This is a genomic window from Chloroflexota bacterium (genome assembly GCA_020161265.1).
Taxonomy (GTDB): Bacteria; Chloroflexota; Chloroflexia; order Chloroflexales; family Herpetosiphonaceae; genus Herpetosiphon.
This window is the reverse complement of the sequence record JAIUOC010000009.1, coordinates 356,593-381,009: the sequence shown is the minus strand read 5'-3', so window position 1 is coordinate 381,009 and position 24,417 is coordinate 356,593. Positions and strand designations below refer to the sequence as shown.

At 50.6% G+C, this 24,417-nt stretch carries 16 protein-coding genes; 13 read left to right on the top strand and 3 right to left on the bottom strand.

Going from position 1 to position 24,417, the window contains the following annotated elements; all coding sequences use genetic code 11:
- Positions 1-70: 70 nt before the first annotated feature.
- Complete coding sequence (locus LCH85_21030) at positions 71-2,485, top strand: response regulator (GenBank protein ID MCA0354485.1); 2,415 nt, start codon at positions 71-73, stop codon at positions 2,483-2,485.
- Between the two features lie 340 nt (positions 2,486-2,825).
- Positions 2,826-6,044: an N-acetylmuramoyl-L-alanine amidase gene (locus tag LCH85_21025; protein MCA0354484.1), complete on the top strand. Its 3,219-nt coding sequence runs from the start codon at positions 2,826-2,828 to the stop codon at positions 6,042-6,044.
- Positions 6,045-6,086: 42 nt separating this feature from the next.
- Here LCH85_21025 and LCH85_21020 read toward each other — a convergent pair whose 3' ends face one another.
- From LCH85_21020 to carA, 3 genes are all read right to left on the bottom strand, one after another.
- Positions 6,087-7,631, bottom strand: a complete 1,545-nt coding sequence (locus LCH85_21020; protein MCA0354483.1) for a hypothetical protein — start codon at positions 7,629-7,631, stop codon at positions 6,087-6,089.
- Complete coding sequence (locus tag LCH85_21015) at positions 7,628-8,140, bottom strand: sigma-70 family RNA polymerase sigma factor (GenBank protein ID MCA0354482.1); 513 nt, start codon at positions 8,138-8,140, stop codon at positions 7,628-7,630. Before LCH85_21015 ends, LCH85_21020 begins: the two co-directional genes overlap by 4 nt.
- Positions 8,141-8,292: 152 nt before the next feature.
- Entirely contained in the window at positions 8,293-9,423 is a 1,131-nt protein-coding gene (gene carA / locus LCH85_21010; protein MCA0354481.1) for a glutamine-hydrolyzing carbamoyl-phosphate synthase small subunit, read from the bottom strand.
- 193 nt (positions 9,424-9,616) lie between these two features.
- Here carA and LCH85_21005 point away from each other — a divergent pair, with 193 nt between their 5' ends.
- From LCH85_21005 to LCH85_20955, 11 genes are all read left to right on the top strand, one after another.
- Entirely contained in the window at positions 9,617-10,402 is a 786-nt protein-coding gene (locus LCH85_21005; protein ID MCA0354480.1) for an enoyl-CoA hydratase/isomerase family protein, read from the top strand.
- 3 nt (positions 10,403-10,405) lie between these two features.
- A complete protein-coding gene (locus tag LCH85_21000; GenBank protein MCA0354479.1) occupies positions 10,406-13,600 on the top strand; it encodes a response regulator in 3,195 nt (1,064 codons plus the stop codon).
- The gene (locus tag LCH85_20995; GenBank protein ID MCA0354478.1) at positions 13,597-13,977 is read left to right on the top strand and encodes a response regulator; all 381 of its coding nucleotides are present in this window, start codon (positions 13,597-13,599) and stop codon (positions 13,975-13,977) included. Before LCH85_21000 ends, LCH85_20995 begins: the two co-directional genes overlap by 4 nt.
- A 59-nt stretch (positions 13,978-14,036) precedes the next feature.
- The gene (locus tag LCH85_20990; protein MCA0354477.1) at positions 14,037-15,620 is read left to right on the top strand and encodes a long-chain fatty acid--CoA ligase; all 1,584 of its coding nucleotides are present in this window, start codon (positions 14,037-14,039) and stop codon (positions 15,618-15,620) included.
- 344 nt (positions 15,621-15,964) lie between these two features.
- Positions 15,965-16,387: a hypothetical protein gene (locus LCH85_20985; protein ID MCA0354476.1), complete on the top strand. Its 423-nt coding sequence runs from the start codon at positions 15,965-15,967 to the stop codon at positions 16,385-16,387.
- 143 nt (positions 16,388-16,530) lie between these two features.
- Positions 16,531-16,992: a hypothetical protein gene (locus tag LCH85_20980; GenBank protein ID MCA0354475.1), complete on the top strand. Its 462-nt coding sequence runs from the start codon at positions 16,531-16,533 to the stop codon at positions 16,990-16,992.
- A gap of 3 nt (positions 16,993-16,995) precedes the next feature.
- Complete coding sequence (locus LCH85_20975) at positions 16,996-18,285, top strand: cytochrome P450 (GenBank protein MCA0354474.1); 1,290 nt, start codon at positions 16,996-16,998, stop codon at positions 18,283-18,285.
- An 11-nt stretch (positions 18,286-18,296) separates the two neighbouring features.
- Positions 18,297-21,155, top strand: coding sequence for an excinuclease ABC subunit UvrA (gene uvrA, locus LCH85_20970; protein MCA0354473.1), 2,859 nt, complete (start codon positions 18,297-18,299; stop codon positions 21,153-21,155).
- 170 nt (positions 21,156-21,325) lie between these two features.
- Positions 21,326-21,976, top strand: coding sequence for a 4-vinyl reductase (locus LCH85_20965; GenBank protein MCA0354472.1), 651 nt, complete (start codon positions 21,326-21,328; stop codon positions 21,974-21,976).
- Between the two features lie 164 nt (positions 21,977-22,140).
- A complete protein-coding gene (locus LCH85_20960) occupies positions 22,141-23,439 on the top strand; it encodes a multidrug transporter (protein ID MCA0354471.1) in 1,299 nt (432 codons plus the stop codon).
- A 38-nt stretch (positions 23,440-23,477) separates the two neighbouring features.
- The gene (locus LCH85_20955; protein ID MCA0354470.1) at positions 23,478-24,413 is read left to right on the top strand and encodes a response regulator; all 936 of its coding nucleotides are present in this window, start codon (positions 23,478-23,480) and stop codon (positions 24,411-24,413) included.
- The last annotated feature ends 4 nt before the right edge of the window (positions 24,414-24,417 follow it).

Here is a 24,417-nt window from a genome sequence, read left to right as displayed (position 1 = left end):
GACTCGTTAGAATAGCTATGAGTCCAACAATCTGCCCATACAACACGCAACAACACGCGAAGGATGTCCCATGGAAGAAATCCTCATCATCGACGATAGCCGTCAGATAGCCGATTTTTTGGCTGAGACGGTGCTGCCATACTATGGCTATCGTTCGCGCGTCGTACCCACAGGCTGGGAAGGTCTGGCTTTTTTGAAACAACGCCAGCCCGACCTAATTTTGCTTGATCTCCAACTCCCCGATACATCGGGGCTTGATGTGCTTCGCCAAATGGGCGAACTTGGCTACGATATTCCGGTGATTTTGATGACCGCCCATGGTACCGAGCAAACCGCTGTCGAGGCCTTTCGACTTGGTGCCAAAAATTATTTGATCAAGCCTTTTGATGCTTCTGAAGCGGGCGCAGCGATTGAACGTGCCTTGCGCGAACGCCGTTTGCAGCGCGAAAAAGAGGTGCTTACCCGCACCTTGCAGCAACGCTTGCAGGAGTTGACGATTCTTTCCAGCGTTGGTAAATCGGTGACCTCACTGCTCGATCTCGAAGAATTGCTCGAACGGATCGTCGATGCTGGGGTGTATCTGACCCACGCCGAAGAAGGCTATTTGTTGCTGCGCGATGGTGATGAGCTATATTTGCGGGCGGCCAAAAATCTGGGCGAGGAGCGGGTGCAGCGTTTTCGGGTCAAGATGGATGACAATGTGGCGGGTCAAGTTATTCGCACTGTCAAGCCAATTCGACTTGATCGCTCGCAACACCAAGATTTAAAACTGCGCACTGGCCTTTTGGTGCAGGCAATGTTGCAAGTGCCCTTGATTGTTGGTCGCCATGCAATTGGTGTGTTGGCGGTTGATAATCGGGTACAGCAACGCACCTTTAGCGAAAACGACCAATATTTGCTCTCGGCGATTGCCGATTATGCGGCGATTGCGATTGAAAATTCGCGTTTGTTTAAATCGACCCGCGATTCTGAGCAACGCTATCGCGAATTGTTCGATAACGCCAACGATATGATCTTCACGCTTGATCCACAACTACGAATTGCCTCGATCAATCGTCAAGGGGTCAAATTGCTGGGCATGACCGTGGCTGAAATGATGCAGCGCACCCTGATTTCGCTGTGTGTGCCCGACGATCAAGCAGCAATCGAGCATCAATTGCAACGCCAACTAGCCAAGGCTGCTGGTGATGGCGGCGCGTTTCCATTGACCTTGCGTCGCGCCAATGGCGAAGATTTGCATATTGAAGTTAGCGCCCAATTGATGCAGCGTGGCGATCAGGTGATTGGTCTGCACTGTATTGCGCGGGATGTGACCGACCGCCGCCGCTTGGAATTGCAACTATTGCAGGCCGAAAAACTCTCAGCGATTGGCCAATTGGTGGCTGGGGTTGCGCACGAGTTGAACAATCCGATGACCAGCATCAAAGGCTTTGCCGAGCTATTGCTGCGCCGCAAAGATTTAGATGATGATGCCCGTACCGACCTGAATTACATCAATAATCAAGCTGAACGAGCAGCGCGAATTGTGACCAACCTGCTGACCTTTGCCCGTGAGCATCAGCCGCAGCGGGTGTTAGTCGATGTCAATAAAGTTATCGACGACACGCTGAGCCTGCATAGCTATCACTTGCGCGTCGATAACATCAAAGTTCAACGCCAATTCGAGCCAGAGCTGCCAACTACCGTCGCTGATCCGTATCAACTACAACAGGTTTTTCTGAACTTGATTGGCAATGCGCACCAAGCTATGGCCGAAAAAGGTGGCGGCGGTTTCTTGACCGTCAAAACCGAGCGGGTTGATGATGAAATTCGGATCAACATCGGCGATACTGGACCAGGCATTCCTCAGCATCTCGTCGGGCGGATCTTCGATCCATTTTTTACCACTAAGCCTGTTGGTAAGGGTACAGGGCTGGGTTTATCGATCTGCTACAACATTCTGCATGATCATGGTGGCAATATTTGGGTTGATAGCGTGGCCAACGAAGGTACGACCTTCCATTTGGCCTTGCCAGTGGTTCAGGGCGATAATCCTGAGTTGATCAACGACGATGATCGTGAAACCACGATTAAGCCCGACCAAGCCTATAAAATTTTGGTGGTTGACGATGAGGAAGGCGTGGCCCAGGTGATTCAGCGCTTGGTGCGCGATTTGGGTCATCAGCCAGTGGTGGTCGCTAGTGGTGAGGCTGCTTTGCAAGCGGTTGAGCAAGCGCCATTCGATTTGATTCTGAGCGATGTTAAAATGCCAGGCATGAATGGCTTCCAGCTCTATCGGGCTTTGCAACAAAAAGCCCCTGAACTTGCTAAACATTTTATCTTTATCACTGGCGATACGATGAGTCCAGCCACGATTACCGCGATGCGTCAAATTGGCACACCAATGATTGCTAAGCCCTTCTCAGCCAAAAAACTCGAACGTACAATCAACGAGTTTATGGCTCGCGAAGAAGCGTTGCAACGCGAGGCCGAAATTCAGCAATAGTTGAGGCTGGGGATCGGGGATCGGTTATTGGGGATCGGGCTGTATGGCCTGATCCTCTTCTTTGATCCACGAAGAGCACGAAGGTACATGAAGTTAAGCTTTTGACCACAGATTGACACAAATAGCTGGGATTATTCTGCTACCCTCATCTACTTCCTGTTTTGCCACCGAATTTCCTGACCCCTGAATCCTCATCCCTTGGATGTTCTATGCTCTATGCTCTATGCTCTATATCATCCCCCTTGTCATCCGATTGTCATTTAAAAGGCTGCTTTTACTGCAAGGCTCATGCTACAGTTCGTAGCAACAGCTACGATTTAACCTAGTTTTGGGGGTTGCGATGAACCAAGTAGCATTTTGGTGGATTGCATTAGTCCGTACCATTCGTCAGCCATTGCGTTGGCTGGCTTGGCCTGCGGCCATTATTGCGGCATTGTTTGTGGTTGCAGCTTCAGCCCAAACTGGCGAACGCCGTTCGGCTTCATTCGAGCCAGTGACAACCGTTTTGGATACCAACGCCTTGGGCCGTGGCAATGGGCAGCGTACTCGCATCACACCAGATGGAATTCGACCTGAACCTGCTGGCGGGATGTTGATCACTGTGCCCCAACAGGTCAATCAATTTAGTGATCTGCTGGCAGCATGGCAAGCCGATGTACCGCTTTCGGCAACCTTGCAAATTTCGCTGCGGGTTTCTAGCGATGGCAATACTTGGTCGCGCTGGGGCTTAGTTGAAGAATCACACGATTTTTTGGATGAGCGTGATGCCGCCGATTTGCATTGGGGTTCGCCGATTTTTGCTGGCGTGGCAAGCTGGTGGCAAGCTAAAATTGAATTCGGGCCTGCGCCCGATGGGAGTTTGCCAACTTTGCGCGAATTGCAAGTCAATACCGTTGATGTTGGTGCATTAACCCCTGCTGCGCCTGAAACCAGTGCAGAACGAGCGACCGATGTGACCAAACCGCCCGTGGTTAGCCGGACTGGCTGGGGTAGCCCCGATGGTCAAGGCAGCCGCGTGCCGCCAGCCTACTATCCGGTGACTCATTTGGTGGTGCACCATACCGCCGATGCCAATAGTTTGGGCGGGAGCGAAGGCTGGTGGGGCGATCGGATTCGGGCGATTTGGTCGTTTCATACCTTTACGCGGGGTTGGGGCGATATTGGCTATAACTATTTGATTGCGCCCGATGGAACGATTTTCGAGGGTCGGGCTGGCGGCGATAACGCCGTGGCCTTTCACGATACTGGTAATTATGGCTCGATGGGCGTTTCGATGGTAGGAACCTATGCTAGCGTGCCGCCAACCAGTACCGCCCAAAATAGCTTGGTTGAATTATTGGCATGGAAAGCCGAGCAACGTGGGATCGATCCGTTGGGCCGCTCGTATTACTATGGCTGCGATATTTCGCGCTATTGCGGCAATGCTGGAGCAATTACGCCCAATATTGCCGGCCATCGTGATGTTGCGAATGATCCAGTTGGCTATACTTCCTGTCCAGGGAATAATCTCTATGGCTTGTTGCCAACCATTCGTTCGCGAGTGCAATCGCGTTTGAGTAGCACGCCCGATAACGGCGACATGACGATTGATGATCTGGAATCGAGTTTTATTCGCTCGACGGCCCAATGGTATGAGGCTGAGTGTGGTGACGGCGGCCATATTTTTTACACCTTTGCTACCAATGATCCCGCTGAGAGTAGCAATAGTGGCCGCTGGCGTAATACCAATATTGTCGCTGGCAATTATCGCATCTTTGCCCATGTGCCGCAAAATTGTGGAGCACTCAATGCAACCCAGAGTGCTCGCTACACAATTTGGCAAAATGGCGTGCAAATTGGCGAGCGAGTGGTGAGCCAAGATACCACCACCGAGTGGATTGAAATTACCACCAATGCGCTGGCACTGTCGGGCCAGCCAGTCGAGGTGCATTTAACCGATTTGACCAGCGAGCCGTTGAGCGCCAATCGTAAGGTCATTTTCGATACGGTGCGCTGGGTCAAACAAGATACCCAAGTCAATGTAGCGCTCGAATCAGTTAATTATGATCGTACAAGCTTGGCTGGTGGCGAATTGCTCAAAGTAACGTTTCGAGTACGTAACACTGGCAATGTGACGATTGAAACCCAAGCTCCCGACGCGGGCAGCCCCAACGATAGCACCACGGGCTATACCTACGATGAAGGCGAATGTTTCCTTGGCAATGGCAACGATGCCTATCCGATCTATCCCAAGGAATCGGGACGTTTTCGGCTGGTGCTGGGCGGCGATGGTCTGACGCTTGACTGTGCTGGTGATACTGGTGGGTATCCATGGCGTTGGAGCATTGGCGGCGACCTTGGGCCTGGTGAGGCTCGCGATTTGGTGGGTTATGTGCGTTTTCGTAATCACACCACCAGTCCGCGCCAAGTAACCTTGCGAGCAGGGCTGGTTCAAGAATATGTGCGTTATTTCAGCCAAAACCAAGCCAGCCAGATCATCACAATCAATCCCGAAAATGATGCACCTCAATCATCGATTTATACCGATTGGCAACCCCAAGCCTTGGTTTACGAGTTGGGCGCGATTCCCGATGATTTTCTGGCGCGGACTGCCAACCCACTTTCGATTCCTGAAGGGGCGTTTTTAGGCAGCTTTGATTGGAGCGGAACCCGCCTCGATTTGGCTGATAGCGGGATTTTTGGACGCGATGATCGCTTTATTGTGCGCCAAACCCGTAGTTTTGTCGCGCCTGTTGCCGGAACCTACCGTTTCCGCATTAATTCCGATGATGGTGCTTGGCTTTGGATTGATGGTACGCTGGTGGCCGAGGCCCATGGCTTGCACCCTGAGCGCGAGGTTATTGGTGAGCGCTGGTTGAATGCTGGCGAACATCGGCTGGGCTTTAAATATTTTGAGCGCACTGCTCAAGCCGTGTTGAGCTACGATTGGCAATCGCCTGGTAGCAGCGATTTTAGCCCAATTCCAGTGAGTGTTGGGGCTGGAGCAATCCGCTATGGCAACTATTTTGCCCCGAATGTTCAAATGACCATTGTTGCCGATGATCATGGTGGTTCGGGCGTGGCTGGCATTCGTTGGCGGATCAATGGCAGCACTTGGGAAGAGGATGCAGGCAGTAGCTTGACGCTTACGCCAAGCGGCGGCAACTTCAGCTTAGAGTATGCCGCCCGCGATCTTGCTGGCAATTTAGAAGCCACCCGCAGCCTCAGTTGGCAAGTTGATGGTAGCCCGCCTAGCTCAAGCATTAGCAGCGCCACGCTTGAGCCAAGTGGAGCTGTGCGCCTGAATCTAAACAGCAGTGACGCTGATAGTGGCGTGCGCCAAATCGAAATTAGCGTGCGCGATCAGGCTGATGGCCAATGGTATGTTTGGACGACTCTGCCGCCAAGCAGTTCGACTGTGTTTATTGGTCAGCCCGAGCATCGCTACGATTTCCGTAGCCGAGCGATCGATCAGGTTGATAATCGCGAAGCTGAGCATAGCGGCGTTGATGCCAGCGCCACTGTGCCCAGCAATGCCAATGTTTATCGCCTAACTGCACCGATTGTTAGCAAAAACTAGGCTTGGATGTAAGACCCGCTGCTTTGGTTGAGCAGCGGGTCTTTAGAAATCGTAAACCATGATTATTTCCTCAAATTGTTGCTGCGGGTAATCAATAAATGTCGTTTTAGTTGCTTGCACGGTATAGAGTGTGCTAAAACTGCCTGTTTCAGTTGGTTTTGATGTATGCACAGCATACACCTCGGAACCATCCCAATTAGGCGTAAAACTCACGGTTGAATCTAAGATCGAACGTTGCCATAGTTGATTGCCACTAAATCGATCAAAAGCATAAAACGTTGTTTTATCCTCGGTACTATCACGAATGATAATTGTTTGTTGATTGCCACTAAATTGAACATCGGTAATCCTAGCGAGGTCAGGATTGATCGACGTATTTTGGTCAAACATCCCAAATTGCAGCTGTGAAGCATATAAATGATCATTGAGCTGTTGATTGCTCGTAAGTTTGGTTGAGTTGAGGATTTTTTGGTTTTTTAGATCAAAAGTTATAACATTTTGATCGGAAGTTACGAGGTTGAGCAGATTGGGGTTTTCTTGGGAGATTGCATAATTAAAGTAATTGGTAAATGGAAATGCTTGATCATAAGGATATAAGGTTTGATTACTCGCCAAATAGCGACAATCGCATTGCTGAGTTGGGTTTTTAATTGTGCCGTTTGTGCTATCAATAATCAGATAGTGAGGCTCATAGATTGTTTGATGCCCTAACGGCTGAGAACTTTGGCCAAGCTGTGGATCAAGTGTGTTGGTTGGGCTTTCGGTTGAACTACCCAACCCAGCGGCAGCATCATCCAAAATATCGGAGATCGAGTTTGGGACTGTGCCACCAAACGGACGAATTGGATCTGAAGCTATGCTTGAATTTGCTTGTTGGTGTGGAATGATTGAGACTGGTTGGGCCAGATTGGCTGCTTGGTTAGCTTGCTTTTCGGTATAGGCTGTTAGATAAAGCTCTTGCTGATCGGAACTTTGATATAACCCCAGCATAATGCTTGAATCTGGTTCAAGTGGTAGAGATTGTTGCCACGTAGGGTTATCGTCGCTGCTTTTACGACTTAAGACATAATGTGATTGGGTTTTACTCAACTCAATCCGATCGCCATTATCAGCCATGATTAATGCTTCGACATTATTGGCTTGCCACATCACTTGATCGTCTTGCATGGCGCGGACAAAGTGATTTTGCTCGTGATCGATGCCTTTCACTAACAGCATTTGTTGCTGGGGCAGCGATGTTTCCTCGTTGGCTAAGGCTAAATAGGTTGGCTCGTTGCTGATTTGAGGCGCGATATCCAATTGCTTTTTCAAATAGACCCCACCTAAAAGCAACACAACCAACATCAGCGCATTGATTGTGTATTTGAATCTGCTAAATTTGGCCACTCGTCGCCGGCTCTGGCTTGGCGCAACTAAACGCTCGCTCTGACCGAAGATCGAGCGTAAGTTGCGTTGCATGGATTTGGTTTTTTCCAACAACTCACGTAATTGTGGTTCTTGGGCTAAGCGTTCTTCAAAAGCTTGCCGATCAGACGAGCCAAAACGCTGATCAAGATAATCAAGCACTGCCGCTAGATCGTGGTTCATACATCCTCCAAGTGGTTGCGTAGTTGTGCATGGGCAGTGTGTAAACGCGACCGCACTGTACCAATTGGGCATTCTAAAATAGCTGCGATTTGTTCGTAACTTAGGTCGTGAAAGTAGCGCAAGACGATGACGCTGCGCAATTTCAACGATAAATTACCAATAGCGTTCCAGATAACTTGCTCCTCCTCGCTGCGCAACAAATTATCAAGGGTCGTGGCTTGAGGCTGTTCTGTCTCAGGCCGTAATTGTTCGCCTAGCCAGCGGCTTAGTCGTTTGCGGGTGCTTAAACAGCAATTAACCGTGATGTGATGCAACCAGGTTGACCATGCTCCTCGTTCAGGGTCAAAGCGCACCAACGCCCGATTAACTCGCATCCAAACTTCTTGGGCGACATCTTCAGCATGGCCCCAATCTGCCAGTATCAAGTAGGCAGTTCGGAGTACCATTGTATGATAGCGACTATGCAATGATTCGAGTGTTTCGCTGTGCAATTGCTGAAATTCTGTCATAACAGATGAATTCATTAGAAGCTGTCCCTCATGCATGCTTGCTGAACTAAACTGAGGGTAACGTTAAAAAGTTCAGTTTTAAATTGGGATTAAATAGAAAACCTCGATAATTTTGCCGATTATCGAGGTTTTGGTGTAATCGGTTTGGAAATTTAGATACGCTGTTGATCAACGAGGCTGATAAACCGCCGGAAGTGTTGATCGCCATCGTGAGGGCCAGGCCCAGCCTCAGGGTGATATTGCACGCTGAAAACTGGTAGGCTATTGTGTTGTAAGCCTTCGCAGGTTTGGTCGTTGCCACTCACTTCGGTCACCTGCACATCGCTGGGCAAGCTGGCTGGATCGAGGGCAAAGCCATGATTTTGAGCAGTGATCCGCACTTTGCCAGTGCTGGTATCGCACACTGGATGATTGCCAGCGTGATGACCAAAGGGCAATTTAAAGGTTGTGCCACCCAAGGCTTGACCAATCAATTGATGCCCAAGGCAGATGCCAAACACTGGCACATTGCCGATCAACTGGCGAATCGTTTCGACCGCATACTCCAAGGTGGCAGGATCGCCTGGGCCATTCGAAATCAAAATACCATCAGGTTTTAAGGCTAAGGTCGCTTCGGCTGAAGTACGATTGGGTACAACCGTGACTTTACAACCAAGATCGACCAAACGCCGCAGGGTATTGCGTTTGACTCCAAAATCGTAAACTACAATATGGCGGTTGTGCAATTGCTCAGGAATCGCTAGTTGCAAGGTCGTGAAATCGGCAGGTGTGCCTTCATTCCACTCATAGATGCTTTGAGTTCCCACATCGCTAGCCAAATCGCGGCCCTCCATCACCGGGATGGCTTGAGCTTTGGCTACCAAACTAGCTGGATCAAGATCCTCGGTTGAGAGTACCGCCCGCATTGCGCCTGCTGCCCGAATATGCCGAGTCAAGGCTCGGGTATCTAAATCAGCCACCGCCATAACACCGCGCCGTGCTAATAGCTCGCTGAGAGATTCACTAGAACGCCAGTTGGATGGTCGCTCGGTAAATGAACGCACGATCAAGGCTTCGGCCCAAGGCATGGCTGCCTCAAGATCAACCTCGTCAATGCCATAATTGCCAATATGCGAGGCGGTTAAGGTTACTAACTGACCGCGATATGAAGGATCGGTCAAAATTTCAGCGTAGCCAGTCATGCTGGTATTGAATACAACTTCACCTGCACGTTCGCCGCGTGCACCGACAGCCCGCCCCCAAAAGGTGCGTCCATCTTCCAATGCCAGTAATGCGCGTGTCATGGCAACTCCAAGCTAGAAGCAATCGGGTGGTTCAGCCAAAACTGAGTACCAACCGAGTATTATAACGGAATCGGCATTTTTTGGGGTTGCTGCTTGCGTTGACGCGCTGCATAAGATGGCCTATGATAAGGCTAAACCACTGCCTTTCCTCGCTGTTTAACACCAAATTCTTTAGCACAAAGGAAGATCGTCAATGACTGACACGCTTCTGATTAGCAAAGCCGACAATGTAACCACCCTCACGATTAATCGCCCAGCGGTGCGCAATGCCGTTGATCAGCCAACCATGGACGCGCTACGAGCGGAAATTGAGGCTTGCGAGCATGATGGCACGCGCTGTATTGTGATTGCTGGCGCTGGTGGGGCATTTTCGTCGGGGGCCGATATTATGGCGGCGCTCCAATCTGGTGGCACGGCAAATGATGTATATCGGGTTTTAACTGAATCGTATGGCCCAACGCTGTTAGCAATTCGCCAATCGTCGTGGCCTGTGATTGCTGCCGTCGATGGCGTAGCGGCTGGCATTGGCTCGGATTTGGCCTTAGCCTGCGATTTACGCTTGGTCTCAAGCCGTGGGCGCTTCTCAGAAATATTTATCAAAGTTGGCTTAATTCCCGATGGCGGTGGAACTTATTCGTTGCCGCGCCTGATTGGCCTTGGGCGGGCGATGGAGTTGATGTTTACCGGGGCGATGGTAGAGGCTGAACGAGCTTTGGCTTGGGGTATGGCCAATGCAGTCTTTGATGAAGCAAATTTTGCCAACGAGGTGCAAGCTTATGCTGCAACAATTGCAGCACAGGCTCCTTTGGCGTTAACTCGTGGTAAACGTGCAATGTTGGCCGCCCAAAATGATCAAAGTTTTGCCGATGCGCTGCGGCGTGAAGCTGAATATCAACGCGAGATTTTTAATAGTGAGGATGGCTTTGAGGGCTTTCAGGCCTTCTTGCAAAAACGCCCACCTGTGTGGAAAGGACGATAACTCGTGCTAGCTAACCTGTATAGCTCAGATCAACAACGCTCACGTTTTATCTGGTTAATGGGCATTCAAGCGGTCTTGGTGGTTGTGTTGCTGATCGCCTCAACCCTCTTGACGGTTGGCATGAACCGTTTACGCGATCGTGATGAAACGTTGCTGAGCTATCGGGTTCGTTTAAACGACGTTAATATTGCCTTGCTGGCGTTGCACAACAATTTGCGCGGCTATACCAGCACAGGCTCAGATATTTTCTACGCTGAAATTCAAAAAGAACAGGCAGTTGTTACCGAGGGTTTGCAATTTCTCTTAGTCAACCCGCCCGACCCGAGCTTGCCCCAAGTTGCTGAGCAGGTCGATCAGTGGTTGCTCAATACCTATCAACCAGTGCTGGATGCGGTGGCCAACCAAGAAATGCTGTTGGCTGAATTGACGCTTGAGCAGGGTCGCCCACAAATTGAAGCGGTGGTCAACACGACAACCAGCTTGCGCACTGAATTGCGCCAACGCTCGGAAGCCTATCGCAACCAAATTGATACTTACAATTGGATTAAACTGGCCTCAATTGGCTTGCTTTGTGCGTTGATTGTGGTTTCGATGATTGTGACGGTGCGCTTCTGGCGTACTCAACAGCACTTAATTCACGAGATTGAAGATAAAGGTAGCCAACTGCTGCAAAGCAACCATGAATTGAATTTCAATACCAATCAACTTTCAATTATCAACAGTATTTTGGGCGTGCGAATCAACGAGTCGCGGGTGTTGCGTGAAATCAGCGATTATTTGGTCAATAATCCTACGCCAGCTGAAGCCTATAGCTTTGTGGCGCAAACTGTTGGTAATGTGCTGAATACCTGGTGTAGTATTGCGCTGCGTTTGCCCCCGCCTCGCGAGGAATTTCTCGATGTGGTGGCCTCGTATCATTCGTTGCCCAGCCGCCAAGCCTACATCGACCAAATGGTGCAAACTGTTCAATTTCGCATCGATAATGGTTTGTATTCGCCAGTCTTTACCGAGCGTGCTCCTTTGGTTGAGCTCTTCAATGTGCCCGTTGAGCAACGTCACCCCAACTATTTGACCAACGAGGTTCGCGAACACTTGGCGCCATTCACGCTCTATTCGTATATCGCTGTGCCGATTAAAATTCAGGATGAAGCAGTTGGCCTGATTTCGGCAGCCTCGGATTCGCCTGAACGGCTGTTTGACCATGATCAAACCTTGTTTGTGCGCCAAGTTGCTGATCGTTTAGCCGCTTGGCTTGAAAATATTCAATTATTTTATTTGCTCAAACAACAGGCCAACGAGCTGCAAACGAGCTTCGATAGCCTCGACGATATTGTGGTGGCCTACGATAGCCGTGGCCATCAAACGCGGATCAACGAGGCGGGCACGCAGTTTTTTGCTGGTCGCCACTTCGATTTTCTTTCAACTAATTTGGTTTGGCGCACGGCCAAGGGCAATGTGCTGGGCTTTGATGAGCATCCGATTCAGCAGGCTTTGGCTGGTACAACCGTGCGTGATGTTGAAGTTTCGTTATCGCGCTCCGATGGTGTGCCAATTATTCACGAAGTTAGCGTTTCGCCGCTGCGATCTGCCGATGGTTCAATTGAAGGCATTGTGTTGGTGGCGCGAGATTTGAGCGCTCGCAAGGAGCTTGATCGGCTCAAAGAAGAACTGGTTGCCAATATGAGCCACGAGTTGCGCACGCCGCTCACCGCCATTTTGGGCTATAGCGAATTGTTGCTCAAACGCCGCACCGAAGTGCTTACGCCTTGGCATACCACCAAAATAGAGGGGATTCGTACTGGCGGCCAGCGTTTGCTAAGTTTAGTCAACGATCTGCTGGATATTGCCAAGCTTGATGCTGGACGCATCGAGTTGCAACGCCAAACCACCATGATCAATAGCTTGCTGCAAGAGCAAGTGGCAATTTTGCAGCCAATGATCCGCGAGAAACAGCAACACTTGATTTTACAACTAGGCGAACAGCTACCCTTGTTGATGATTGATCCTGAGCGGATTGGCCAAGCGGTGACCAATTTGCTGAGCAATGCCATTAAATTCACGCCTGAGCAAGGCACAATCACCCTAACCTCGACCGCCTTGAGCATCGATGAGCATGGCCAAGTTGCTTGGCTGGATCAAGTGTTGGCGACCGAAGTGCCGCCGATGTTGGCAGGCCAATATGTCTTGATTCAGGTCAGCGATAGTGGGGTTGGTGTGCCAGCCGAAGCGCTCGTAAAATTGTGGGATCGTTTTTATCAAGTTGAGGGTGGCTCGACGCGGCGTTTTGGTGGCACAGGCTTAGGTTTATCGATCGTTCAGCAATTAGTTGAATTACATGGTGGTCGCACCTGGGCGACTAGCGCTGGTGAAAATCGAGGCAGTAGCTTCACGATTATGTTGCCAGTTAGCCGAGGAACCCAATTTGTGAGCCTCAATCAAGGCTTGCGGCGCTCGATTTTAGTGATTGAAAACGATCAACAAACCGCCCAATACTTGGAAGAACAACTACAAGCGGCTGGTTTTGAAGTGATTGTAGCCGCCGATCGCCATAGTGCCTTGGCTTGGGCCAACAAACATTCGCCAGCGGCAATCACCCTCGATTTGCTCATGCCCAATAGCGAGAGCTGGGAAACCTTGGCGGCGTTGCGCGAAATTGACCATTTAGCGCAAGTTCCCGTCTTGATCGCAAGCGATGCTTCGGTATACAATGAGCTACCAGGGGTTGGTGTCTCCACATATGTCGTCAAGCCAATTGATAGCCAAATTCTGATTCGGATTATTCGTCAACTGATTGGGGCGCAAGGCCAAACAGGGTTTATCTTGGTCGTTGATGATGATTATGATATGGCCGAACTGCTGTGTGCTACCCTGCAAGAGCATGGCTACGTTACCCAAGCCTCATATGATGGGGCGGCGGCGCTCGATCTGATTCAACAGGGCAATTATCCCCAACTGATTTTGCTTGATCTGATGATGCCAGTGGTTGACGGCTTTCAGCTACTCGAAAAACTGCGAGCAAATCCTGAAACTCGCAATATTCCTGTGATCATCGTAACTGCCCGTGACTTAACCAATGAAGAAATTCGCCAATTGCGCCAAGCTGCGCAAGCCATTCAGACCAAACATACCCTCAGTATGCGTAAGCTGGTTGCTGAAGTCCAACGGTTTGCCCCGTTGAAGGAATCGGATACCCCATGAACACACCAGTTTTCTTGCTGGTCGAAGACGATCCATACAACCGTGATATTTTGCGCGAAATTCTTGAGGATTACGCCGATTGTGAGATTGTGGAAACCACCAATGGGCGTGAAGCACTCAATTGGATCATGGGTCAGAGCAAACTGCCGAGCCTGATTTTGCTTGACATGATGATGCCAGAGATGGATGGCTTTGAATTTTTGCAAGAGCTAGCCCAGCACCCACAACGCCAACAGATGCGGGTGGCTGGCGTGAGCGCCCGTGCCCATAGTCACGACCGTGATCGGGCACTCCAAGCGGGCTGCTGGCGGTATCTCACCAAACCCTTTGATATTCGAGAAATTGAATCAACAATTGCTGCGGCGCTGGCAAGCTAAGGTTTGAGCAGTGCGGTGGTAGCTTTTTCTATATTGGGCTTTTTTAGGAGGTTTCATTGATGATTCCCCAGACGGCTACGACGCTTAATTTGGCCACAATGCTCGAAGATCATGCCCGGAAACGCCCCAACCGCACTGCCCTCATTTTCAACGATATGCGCTTCAGTTACGCCCAACTCAATGCCATGACCAACCAAATTGCCAATGGTATGGTTGCGTTGGGTATCAAACCTGGTGATCATGTAGCGCTTTCCTGCCCCAACTTGCCCTATTTCCCCATGGTTTATTATGCGGCGCTCAAAGTTGGCGCAGTGATCATCTGTTTGAATATTATGTTGAAGCCGCGCGAAATCGCCTATCACTTGAGCGATTGTGATGCCAAGGCCTTCTTCTGTTTTGAAGGCACTGCCGAGTTGCCACTGGGTCAAATGGGCAAAGCTGGCTTTGATGAAGCGCCAAACTGTGAGCATATGATTATGCTGACGACCAATCCGGCGGCTCCATCGCCAATCGAAGGGGTTAAAACCTTGGGCCAATTGATGTACAATCAAGCCCCAAGTTTTACTACCCACGCCACCAAAGCCGACGATACAGCAGTAATTTTTTATACATCGGGCACAACTGGCCAACCCAAAGGCGCTGAGTTAACCCACGCCAATATGTTTTTCAACGCTATGGTTGCTCGCGATTTGGCCTGGCCAATTCTTGATAACAGCCTCGATGGCTCAAATGTGGTGTTGATTACCCTGCCATTGTTCCACTCAACCGGCCAAACGGCTCAGATGAATGCCAATATTTTTGCTGGCGCAACCCTGACCTTGCTGCCCCGTTTCGAGCCAGCCGCTGTCTTGGCCGTCATGGAGCGCGATAAAGTCAACCTTTGGACGGGCGTGCCAACCATGTTCTGGGCACTCTTGCAATATATCGCTGCCAATAAGATCGATCCCACACCGATTGCTGCCAACTTGCGCCTGACCTCATCTGGCGGTGCACCAATGCCTGTCGAAGTGATGCGCCAATTTGAAGAAACCTTTGGCGTGCGGGTGCTCGAAGGCTATGGGCTTTCCGAATGTTCACCGATTGCCACATTCAATCACATCGATTTGCCCTCAAAGCCTGGGACGGTTGGCCAACCAGTTTGGGGCGTTGAAGTTTGCTGCGTTGATGATGCTGGCAAACCTGTGCCCGCTGGCGAAAAGGGTGAGATTCTGATTCGTGGCCATAATGTGATGAAGGGCTACTACAAGCGCCCCGATGCCACCGCTGCCGCGTTGCAAGATGGCTGGCTCCACACTGGCGATGTCGGGGTGATCGACGAAGAGGGTTATCTGGCAATCGTTGATCGCAAAAAAGATATGATTTTGCGTGGTGGCTACAACGTCTATCCACGTGAGCTTGAAGAAGTGCTGATGACTCACCCAGCAGTTTCGTTGGTTGCGGTCTTGGGTGTGCCCGACGAAAAACTGGGCGAAGAAGTCAAGGCCTTTATCGTCAAAAAACCAGGAGCCGAAGCAACCGAGGAAGAAGTGGTGGCATGGTGTCGTGAACAATTCGCCGCCTACAAATACCCCCGCCTCGTCGAATTCCGAGAGCAACTGCCAATTAGCGCCACTGGCAAAATTCTCAAGCGCGAATTACGCTAAGCCCAAGTGAGCGATGGGAGAGGAGGGGAATAAGAGCATAGAGCATAGAACAGAGAGCATTTAACGCAGCGGCGCAGAGCGAGGTAGGGGTCAGGGATTGGGGATCGGGGATCAGGAAATGCGGTGGCGAAACAGGAAGTAGATGGGGTAGCAGAATAATCCCATCTGTGGCACTCTATGGCTAAAAGCTTTTCTTCGCATTCTTCGTGGCCTTCGCGGTTAAACTCTGCGTGTCCTTTGTGGATCTAAACCCTGAAAACTGACCCCTGATCCCTAACTCCTCCATTCAACGATTGTTATAATACCTTGTGACAAGTGTTATTAATCGCTGATGGAGGCGTGTTGTGAATTTTCTGATTGCTCTTGATCAGGCTGCTACTGTTGATCCAGCCTTAGTTGGTTTAGTTGCTCTCGATTTAGCTGGCACAACCCCTGGTTTTGTGCTGAATACCAAGGTGTACCATACTGCGCCGCATGGCGAAATCACCCCCGATGTAGAAGCCGAAATTGCCCAAGCCTATGCCCAATTGGCGGTTGAAAAAGTTGATCTGATCGCCTCGCCAGCATTTGCGGGCACTGCGCCAGCCGAAGCTGTTACAGCCTTTACCAGTTTTTCAGCAATTCAGGGCATCGACAAAATTGTGTTGGCGGCAGAACGTTGCTGGCAATCGGCAACCAGCGAGGCTGCGCGTAAATTGTATAGTGACCATGCGATTAACCCGGATGATGTGCAAATTGCTGTGGTGATTATTCCTAGTCGTGGTTAGGCCTAGTGCAAGATTTTGCCAAGGCTAGGCTCTTTGCAAAACACCCGAATATTAATCAGAATTTGGGCGTTCAAACTGGTATAATAGCCTTATACCCACCTGAACCCTAACTTAGCAGAATCAGTTTTGTCGAGAGGTTGCTTATGTTTCGTCGTTTCTCTGGCTTGTTTGCTGCCGCCCTGCTAGGAGTGCTTAGTTTGGTCTTGCTCCAGCCTGCGGCTGCTAGTAGCCTGGCTCAACCACCCCGCCCAACGTTAACGCCCACGCCGCTGCCGACAGAAACACCGTTGCCAACGGCAACTCGGGCACCAGTAACAGCAGTGCCAGGTGCAACGGCTGAGCCAACTCTTGAGCCAACCGCAACTGCTTTACCAACGGCAACCGTTGAACCAACCGCAACTGCCTTGCCAACTGCCACGCCAATTCCGGCGACTGCTACGCCAGTGCCACCGGTGACCTTGCCTGATACTGGGGTGGTCAAACCTGTGCCTGTTGCTTTGCCAGTAACCAGTGCTCCCCAAAGCTCAAATACTTGGTTGTGGCTGGGTGTGAGTTTGGTGGTGTTGGGCTTGGCTGGACGCTTTGGCTTGAAATTGATGCGCTAGCAGGTGAAACGGCGTTTAGCTCCTCAGGCTGGCTGCCCGCCAGGTTCGTTTGGTGCTCCCGTGATTGGCGAGATTCGCGAGTGGGCCGCTGACCCATTGCAATTTGCCCAAGCACGCGCCCAACGTTATGGTCCGATTTGGTCGACCCATCTTTTGGGTCGGCCTTGTGTCGTTTTATTGGAGCCAGCAGGCAATCGCTTTATGCTGAGCCAAGGTTCACAGTATTTTTCGTGGCGAGCGGGCTGGGGCAGAGCCATGTTGCGGCTCATGGGTGGTGGTTTATCATTGACTGATGGTCATCAGCACGATCAGCAACGTAGCTTGCTCAAACCTGCTTTTGCCCATGCCGCCCTTCAGCAACTGCAACCACAAATTCAACACCTGATTCGGCAACAATTGCAAACATGGCTTGATGCTCAACCGATTTGTTTGTTGGAACGCTTGCAAACCTTAGCATTTGATGTGGCATTACTGGTGGTTTGTGGCCGCACGCCAGCCCCAATTGCCGCAGCCTTGCATCATGATTTTGCGGCGTTTACCGCTGGTTTGTTTACCCCGTTGCCCTACCCAATTCCAGCAACACCTTATTTTCGGGCGAAAAAAGCTGGCGAGCGGCTACGCCAAACCTTGAGCTATTTGATCGAACTCCGCCGTTTGAACCTAGCAGCTGATGCCTTGGATAGCTTAAGTTTGATGCTCCAAGCTGAGCCAAATCGCCCTGATGATCAACTCATCAGCGAGTTATTATTGTTGCTATGGGCTGGCCACGATACTGTTGCCTCGTTGCTGACGTGGATTTGTATCGAATTGGGGCAGCACCCTGATATGTTGCAACGTTTGCGCCAAGAATTAAGTACTAATCAACATAGTTTGCTCGATCACGTATTGCGTGAGGCTGAGCGTTTGCATCCGCCAGCACCTGGTGGTTTTCGCGGGGTCGTTGAAGCTTTTGAATATGCTGGCTATCATGTGCCGCAGGGCTGGCTGGCGATGTATTCATCAGTCTATACTCACCAGATGCCAAGTCTGTGGCATAATCCTACTCAGTTCAATCCCGATCGGTTTGCAGCGCCTTGGAACGAAGGCAAACAAGCCTATAGTTTGGTTGGTTTTGGCGGCGGGCCACGGATTTGCATTGGTTTGGCGTTGGCTCAAATTGAAATGCGTTTGGTGTTACGCGAATTGCTGGCTAATTATCAATGGCAACTTGTGCCTAACCAAGATTTACGGCCTGTGTGGTTGCCAACCAATCAGCCGCGTTCAGGTGGCCTGATCACAATCCAGCGCTTTTAGAGGAAGCGGTTATGGCCGAAATTGATTCGATTCAGATTGTTGGCGCACGCCAGCATAATCTCAAAAATATTGATTTAGCCATTCCCAAAGGCAAATTGGTGGTATTCACCGGCCCATCGGGGGCTGGCAAATCGACACTTGCCTTTGATACGATTTATGCTGAAGGCCAGCGTCGCTATGTTGAATCGCTTTCGAGCTATGCCCGCCAATTTTTGGGTCAATTGCCCCGACCTGAAGTGGATAGCATTCGTGGTTTAGCGCCAGCAATTGCCGTCGCCCAACAAACGATTAATCGTTCGCCGCGCTCGACCGTTGGCACAATCACCGAAATTTATGATCATTTGCGCTTGTTGTATGCGCGAATTGGCAAGCCGCATTGTCCGGTTTGTGGCCGCGCGATTGAACAACAAACTGCTAGCCAAATTGTCGATCAGATTTTGGGCTATCCCGATGGCACACGCCTGATGATCTTAGCGCCCTTGGTCAACGAAGAACTTGGTTCGCATGCCACGGTGCTTGAGCAAACGCGACGGGCTGGCTTTGTGCGGGTACGAGTGGATGGAGCAATTGTTGATCTTGATGAACCAATTGATTTGGATCATCGTCAAACCCATAGCATAGATGTGGTGGTTGATCGGCTGATTATTCGCCACAGCGAGGCCGTGAGCTTGAATGATCATCCAGATCGGGTGCGGGTGAGCGATTCGGTTGAAACAGCCTTGAAAACTGGTGCGGGAATGGTCTGGGTTCAGCCGCTTGATGGCCAACAGCTGCGTTATAGCGAACATGCTGCTTGCCCTGAACATGGGCCATTGGCCAGCGGCGCGATCGAACCACGCAGCTTTTCATTTAATAGCCCACATGGTGCTTGCCCTATTTGCGATGGATTAGGCACAGTTGATGATTTTGACCGGAACCTGTTACAATCTCAGGCAGCGCAAACCCTTGGCGAACTGCTTTCGAATCCACTTCGCGCCAGCACCACGACCTACCAACAATATTGGGAAGAAACCATCCAAGGTTTAGCCGAAGCTTTGGGCAACGATCTCGAACAGCCTGTTGACACAATGGCTAGCTGGGCGTTAGATTTATGGCTAGAAGGCACAATTCCAAGCGACGATCAACTGCATTTAAGCAAAAAGCTCCGCCAACAACTTGCCAACTGGTCAGGTTTGATCGGTTGGTTGCGTCAACATTGGCAACAAGCAAGCGAACAAGAGCGCGAAAGCCTCAGCATTTATCGTCAAGGTACCGTTTGCTCAGCCTGTGAAGGTTCGCGCTTGCGACCAGAGGCGCGGGCAGTTACACTACAGGGGCTAGCAATTGATCAAGTCACAGCAATGTCGATTGAGGCTAGTTTTGCTTGGGTTAGTGAACTACCAAACAAATTGCGGCGCGAGCGTGATCAACAGATTGCAGCGCCGATTGTGCGTGAAATGGGCTTGCGTTTACAGTTCTTGCGCGAAGTTGGCCTAGACTATTTGAGTTTAGCGCGAACTGCTGAGAGCCTATCGGGCGGCGAGGCTCAACGGATTCAATTGGCCACGCATATTGGAGCTGGATTATCCGGGGTCTTGTATGTGTTGGATGAGCCATCAATTGGCTTGCATCCACGCGATACTGAGCGTTTATTACAGACATTATTGCAACTACGCGACCTTGGCAATTCAGTTTTCGTAGTCGAGCATGATCCAGCGATCATTGCTGCTGCTGATTGGGTGGTTGAAGTTGGGCCGACGGCAGGCGTGCAAGGTGGCTATATTATGGCCAGCGGCACGCTTGAACAACTGATGGCGCAACCCAATTCTCAAACAGGCCAGTATTTGGCTGGGCAACGGCAGCTACGCCTGCCTCAAACACGGCGAAAGCCAACCCATGCTACACTAATGCTACGTGGAGCCAAACAGCATAATCTCAAAGATCTGGATGTAGCGATTCCATTGGGGTGTTTGGTTGCGATTACGGGAGTATCAGGTTCGGGGAAATCGACACTTATTCATGAGATTCTCTACCCACGGCTGGCCAACGAACTGCATGGAAGCCGCCTGCCAGTGGGCCGACATCGCAGCCTTGAAGGCTATGATCAACTTGAAAAAGTAATTGCAGTTGATCAAACGCCACTGGGGCGCTCAGGTCGTTCCAACGCTGCCACCTACACCGGTATTTTCGACGCATTGCGTCAATTGTTTGCTGGGACACCTGAAGCCAAAGCGCGAGGCTATGGAGCCAGTCGATTTTCCTTTAATCTTAAGGGAGGGCGGTGCGAACAATGTCGCGGCGAAGGTGTGGTAACGATTGCCATGCAATTTCTACCAGATTTAGCAGTGACCTGCGACGCATGCAGCGGGTTGCGTTATAATCGAGAAACCCTTGATATTCGCTATCGTGGGTATACCATTGCTGATGTGCTCGCCATGACCGTAGGCCAAGCCTTAAGCGTTTTTGAACGGCTACCGGCTTTGGCGCGAAAACTAGAGAGCTTGGTTGAGGTCGGGTTAAGCTATTTGACGTTAGGGCAGCCAGCGGCGACTCTTTCGGGAGGCGAAGCGCAACGGGTAAAACTGGCGGCAGAGCTAGCGCGTCGAGGAACAGGCCGAACCCTGTATATCCTTGATGAACCAACCACCGGATTATATTGGACGGATGTCGAACGGTTAATTGCGATATTGCAACGATTGGTTGATACAGGAAACAGCGTTGTGGTGATCGAACATCATCTCGACCTGATCAAGACCGCCGATTGGGTGATCGATTTAGGGCCGGAAGGTGGGGACACTGGTGGCCGGCTGGTAGTGGCTGGTACGCCGGAAGTAGTCGCTATGAATCAAGCTTCATGGACTGGCCGCTTCCTTCAAACCGTGTTAGCTTGACGGTATGCCCAAAGCGTGAACAGCAACTGTGAATTTGGGGCATTATAAAGGCACATTGTGTTGACGAAGGTATAGCCTTAATGTACAATGTGCGTGCTGGCCGGGCCACGTTCCGAACCACGCCGTGTTGCCCCACTGCGAAGCTCACAGCATAGTGCAAGGAGTTACTCATGGCAGAAGAGCGCACCAATACGTCTGACGAGCTTGAGCGCCTGTTCTACCCCAATAAAATCGCACGATTGTATCTTCTCAGTTTGGAAGATGTTATGGGCCGCACGGGGGTCAATGCGCTGCTAAATATGGCAGGGATGAAACACCTCGTCAATAACTATCCGCCCAACGACTTGAAACGCGAATTTTCGTTCTTTGATCTGGCAACGATCAGCGAAGCCACCGAAACAATGTTCGGTCCACGGGGTGCGCGTGGGATGGAACTGCGGGCCGGACGGTATGCGTTCAGTCTTGGGTTGAAAGAATTTGGCCCACTATTGGGGATGGCCGACCTTGCGCTCAAACTGATGCCCATGACCATGAAAATGAAGATCGTGTTGAATGCGGTAGCACAAACGTTTGACCGCTTCAGCGATCAGCCGAGTCGGGTGGAAGATCAAAAAGGTCGTTTCCTCTATTACATTGATAAATCGCCAGTGTTCTGGGGACGCGGCAATAGCACCCCGATCTTCTATTTGGCGCAAGGGATTATCGAAGAAGCCTTGACGTGGGTGACCGGCGGTCATAACTTCAAGGTCGAACAAGTTGCAAGTCCACGCAATGGCGATCCATATTGTGCGTTTGCCATTGACAAGGAGCCAATAGATTAGGACGATGTAAGTCTGCCAATCTGTGCGCTGGCGACGAGCAGGACGCTCACAGACATCCAACTGTAATCTGCTAGATTCCCATATTCGTGCAAATGCGAGTATAGTACATGGTAGATACCAGGTGGTTTCGGTGGTCGAAACGTCTTGAGCTGCAGGGACTCGTTATGAAACGGATTGTTCTCCGCGATCCTACGCTTATCGCTCCCTTTGGAGAACCAGCGCGTGATTTGCGGATTCTCAATAAGCCGCTGTGGCTGCTACACCGTGATCTGCTTGCACGCCACTGCCAAAGTGTTGCGGAAGTAGACGATTGGTCTGAAATTTCACCAAGTAGTGATGAACTCTTGGTGCATAAAGATAATCTCTATTTCAACCGCGATTTCATTGAGACGTTTATCGCTGAGGCACGCGCCACTGGGCAACCTTGCCAAGTGGCTTTTGCTGCTGATGATGCGATGATTACGGCCCATGCTTTGCGATTACAAGAGGGTATTCGCAAGCATGGCAACCATTTTATCGCCGACCTCTACTATTTCCCTCGCGGCGTTGTCCCGAATCCACAACCGCTGGTGATCGATACCAATGCCATGGAGATGGGCTACTACCATATTCCAAGCTATATGGCGCCCAACCAAGGGGATTTGGTATTCCAGGTGCCAATTCGTGCGTTTTGTTCAATCGAAAGCTGGGTCCATATTTTCATGACAAACTCTCCGCTCGGGGTGTTTGCATGGGGTCGGAAGCTCGAGCAAGAAGTTGCCGCAAGTTGGCGTTTGAAGTTGAAGATTGGCTTTCGCTCGTTCATCGAACGTAAGCACTTTCTTTCATCATCTCCGGTGGTCAAGATTGGCAAGAACTGCTCAATCGATCCTTCGGCGATTATTCAAGGGCCAACTGAGATCGGTAACAACGTGAATATTGGCGCTGGAGTGGTGATTACGAATAGCTTGATCGGTAATAACGTGACGATTATGCAAGGCTCTCAAGTGATGCTTAGCGTAGTCAGCGATCGTTGTTATTTACCATTCCGGGCTGCTCTGTTCATGACTGTCTTGATGGAAAATTCGATGGTGGCGCAAAATACCTGTTTGCAGTTATGCGTCGTTGGCCGTAATACCTTTATCGGGGCTGGCAATACCTGTACCGATTTCGATCTGCTGGGCAAGCCAATCAAGACGCTCCATCGCGGGCGCTTGGAAGAAGTTGGTCTGCCAGTCATCGGCTCGGCAATTGGCCATAATTGTAAAATTGGCTCAGGCTTTGTCATTTACCCAGCCCGTAATATTGAATCAGGCACGGTCTTGATTTATGGCGATGACCATTCGGTTATTCCTAAAAATGTTTCGAGTGGTATTTATACGCGCCCACCAGTTTTCTATCCCGACCGCGATCCGCGCGTTCAACGTATTCCAGTTAACGATCGCGTCGCAGATGAGTACCCAGCAGAACAATTCCGTGATTAACGCTGCATCGCACGCGGCGTGCGATGATGGAGGATACTGTGAGCAAAGAACGCATCTTAGTCGTCGAAGACCAAGCCGATATCTCTGGCTTGCTCAAAATTTACTTCACCTCGCAAGGTTATGAAGTGATGACCGCGATGCGCGGGCAGGTAGCGCTCGATCTTGTGAAACGCACGCCGCCGCATTTGGCCTTGCTTGATGTGAATTTGCCCGATATGACCGGGTATGATATTGGAAAAGCACTGCGTGCCAATGCCCGTACAAAGCATATTCCAATCATTTTCTTGACCGCCCGTGGTGAAAAAAGCGATAAAGGGATTGGCCTCGGTGAAGTCCAAGCCAATGACTATATCGTCAAGCCCTTCGATATCGAAGAAGTCCATATGCGGGTGCGCAATAACTTAGCCTTGGCTCGCGAAAAAAGCCGCACCCACCCGGTGACTGGCCTGCCAACCGCCGAATTGATTAACGAAGAACTCCGCCGTTTGCTCTCAGCCGAAATTTGGACGCTAGCAACCGTGCATATCAATGGCTTCGATACCTTTACCCAAGTCTATGGCTCGGTCGTCGGCGAGGATGTGCTGAAGTTTGGCGCATTGTTGATCAACGAAGTCGTCAGTGAGTTGGGTGGCCAAGAGGAGTTTATTGGTCAATTGGTCACTGGGCCAGATTTCTTGATTACGTCGATGCCTGAACGCGCCAAAGCAATTGTCGATCGCATCGCCGAACGCTTTGATCAAGAAATTGGCTTGCACTATAGCTATCCTGACCGTAAACGTGGCTATATTTTGGCCAAAAATGCCGATGGTACTGAACGCCAAGAACCACTGATGACGGTTTCAATCGGGGTGCTCGATAGCAACGATGGGCCATTCTACGATATCCGTGAACTCAGCGAAACGGCTGAAAGTGTGCGCCCATTGCCAAACCTGCAAGATGGTTCAGTTCGTAGCGCTGTGAAATTTGGCCGCTAAGCCA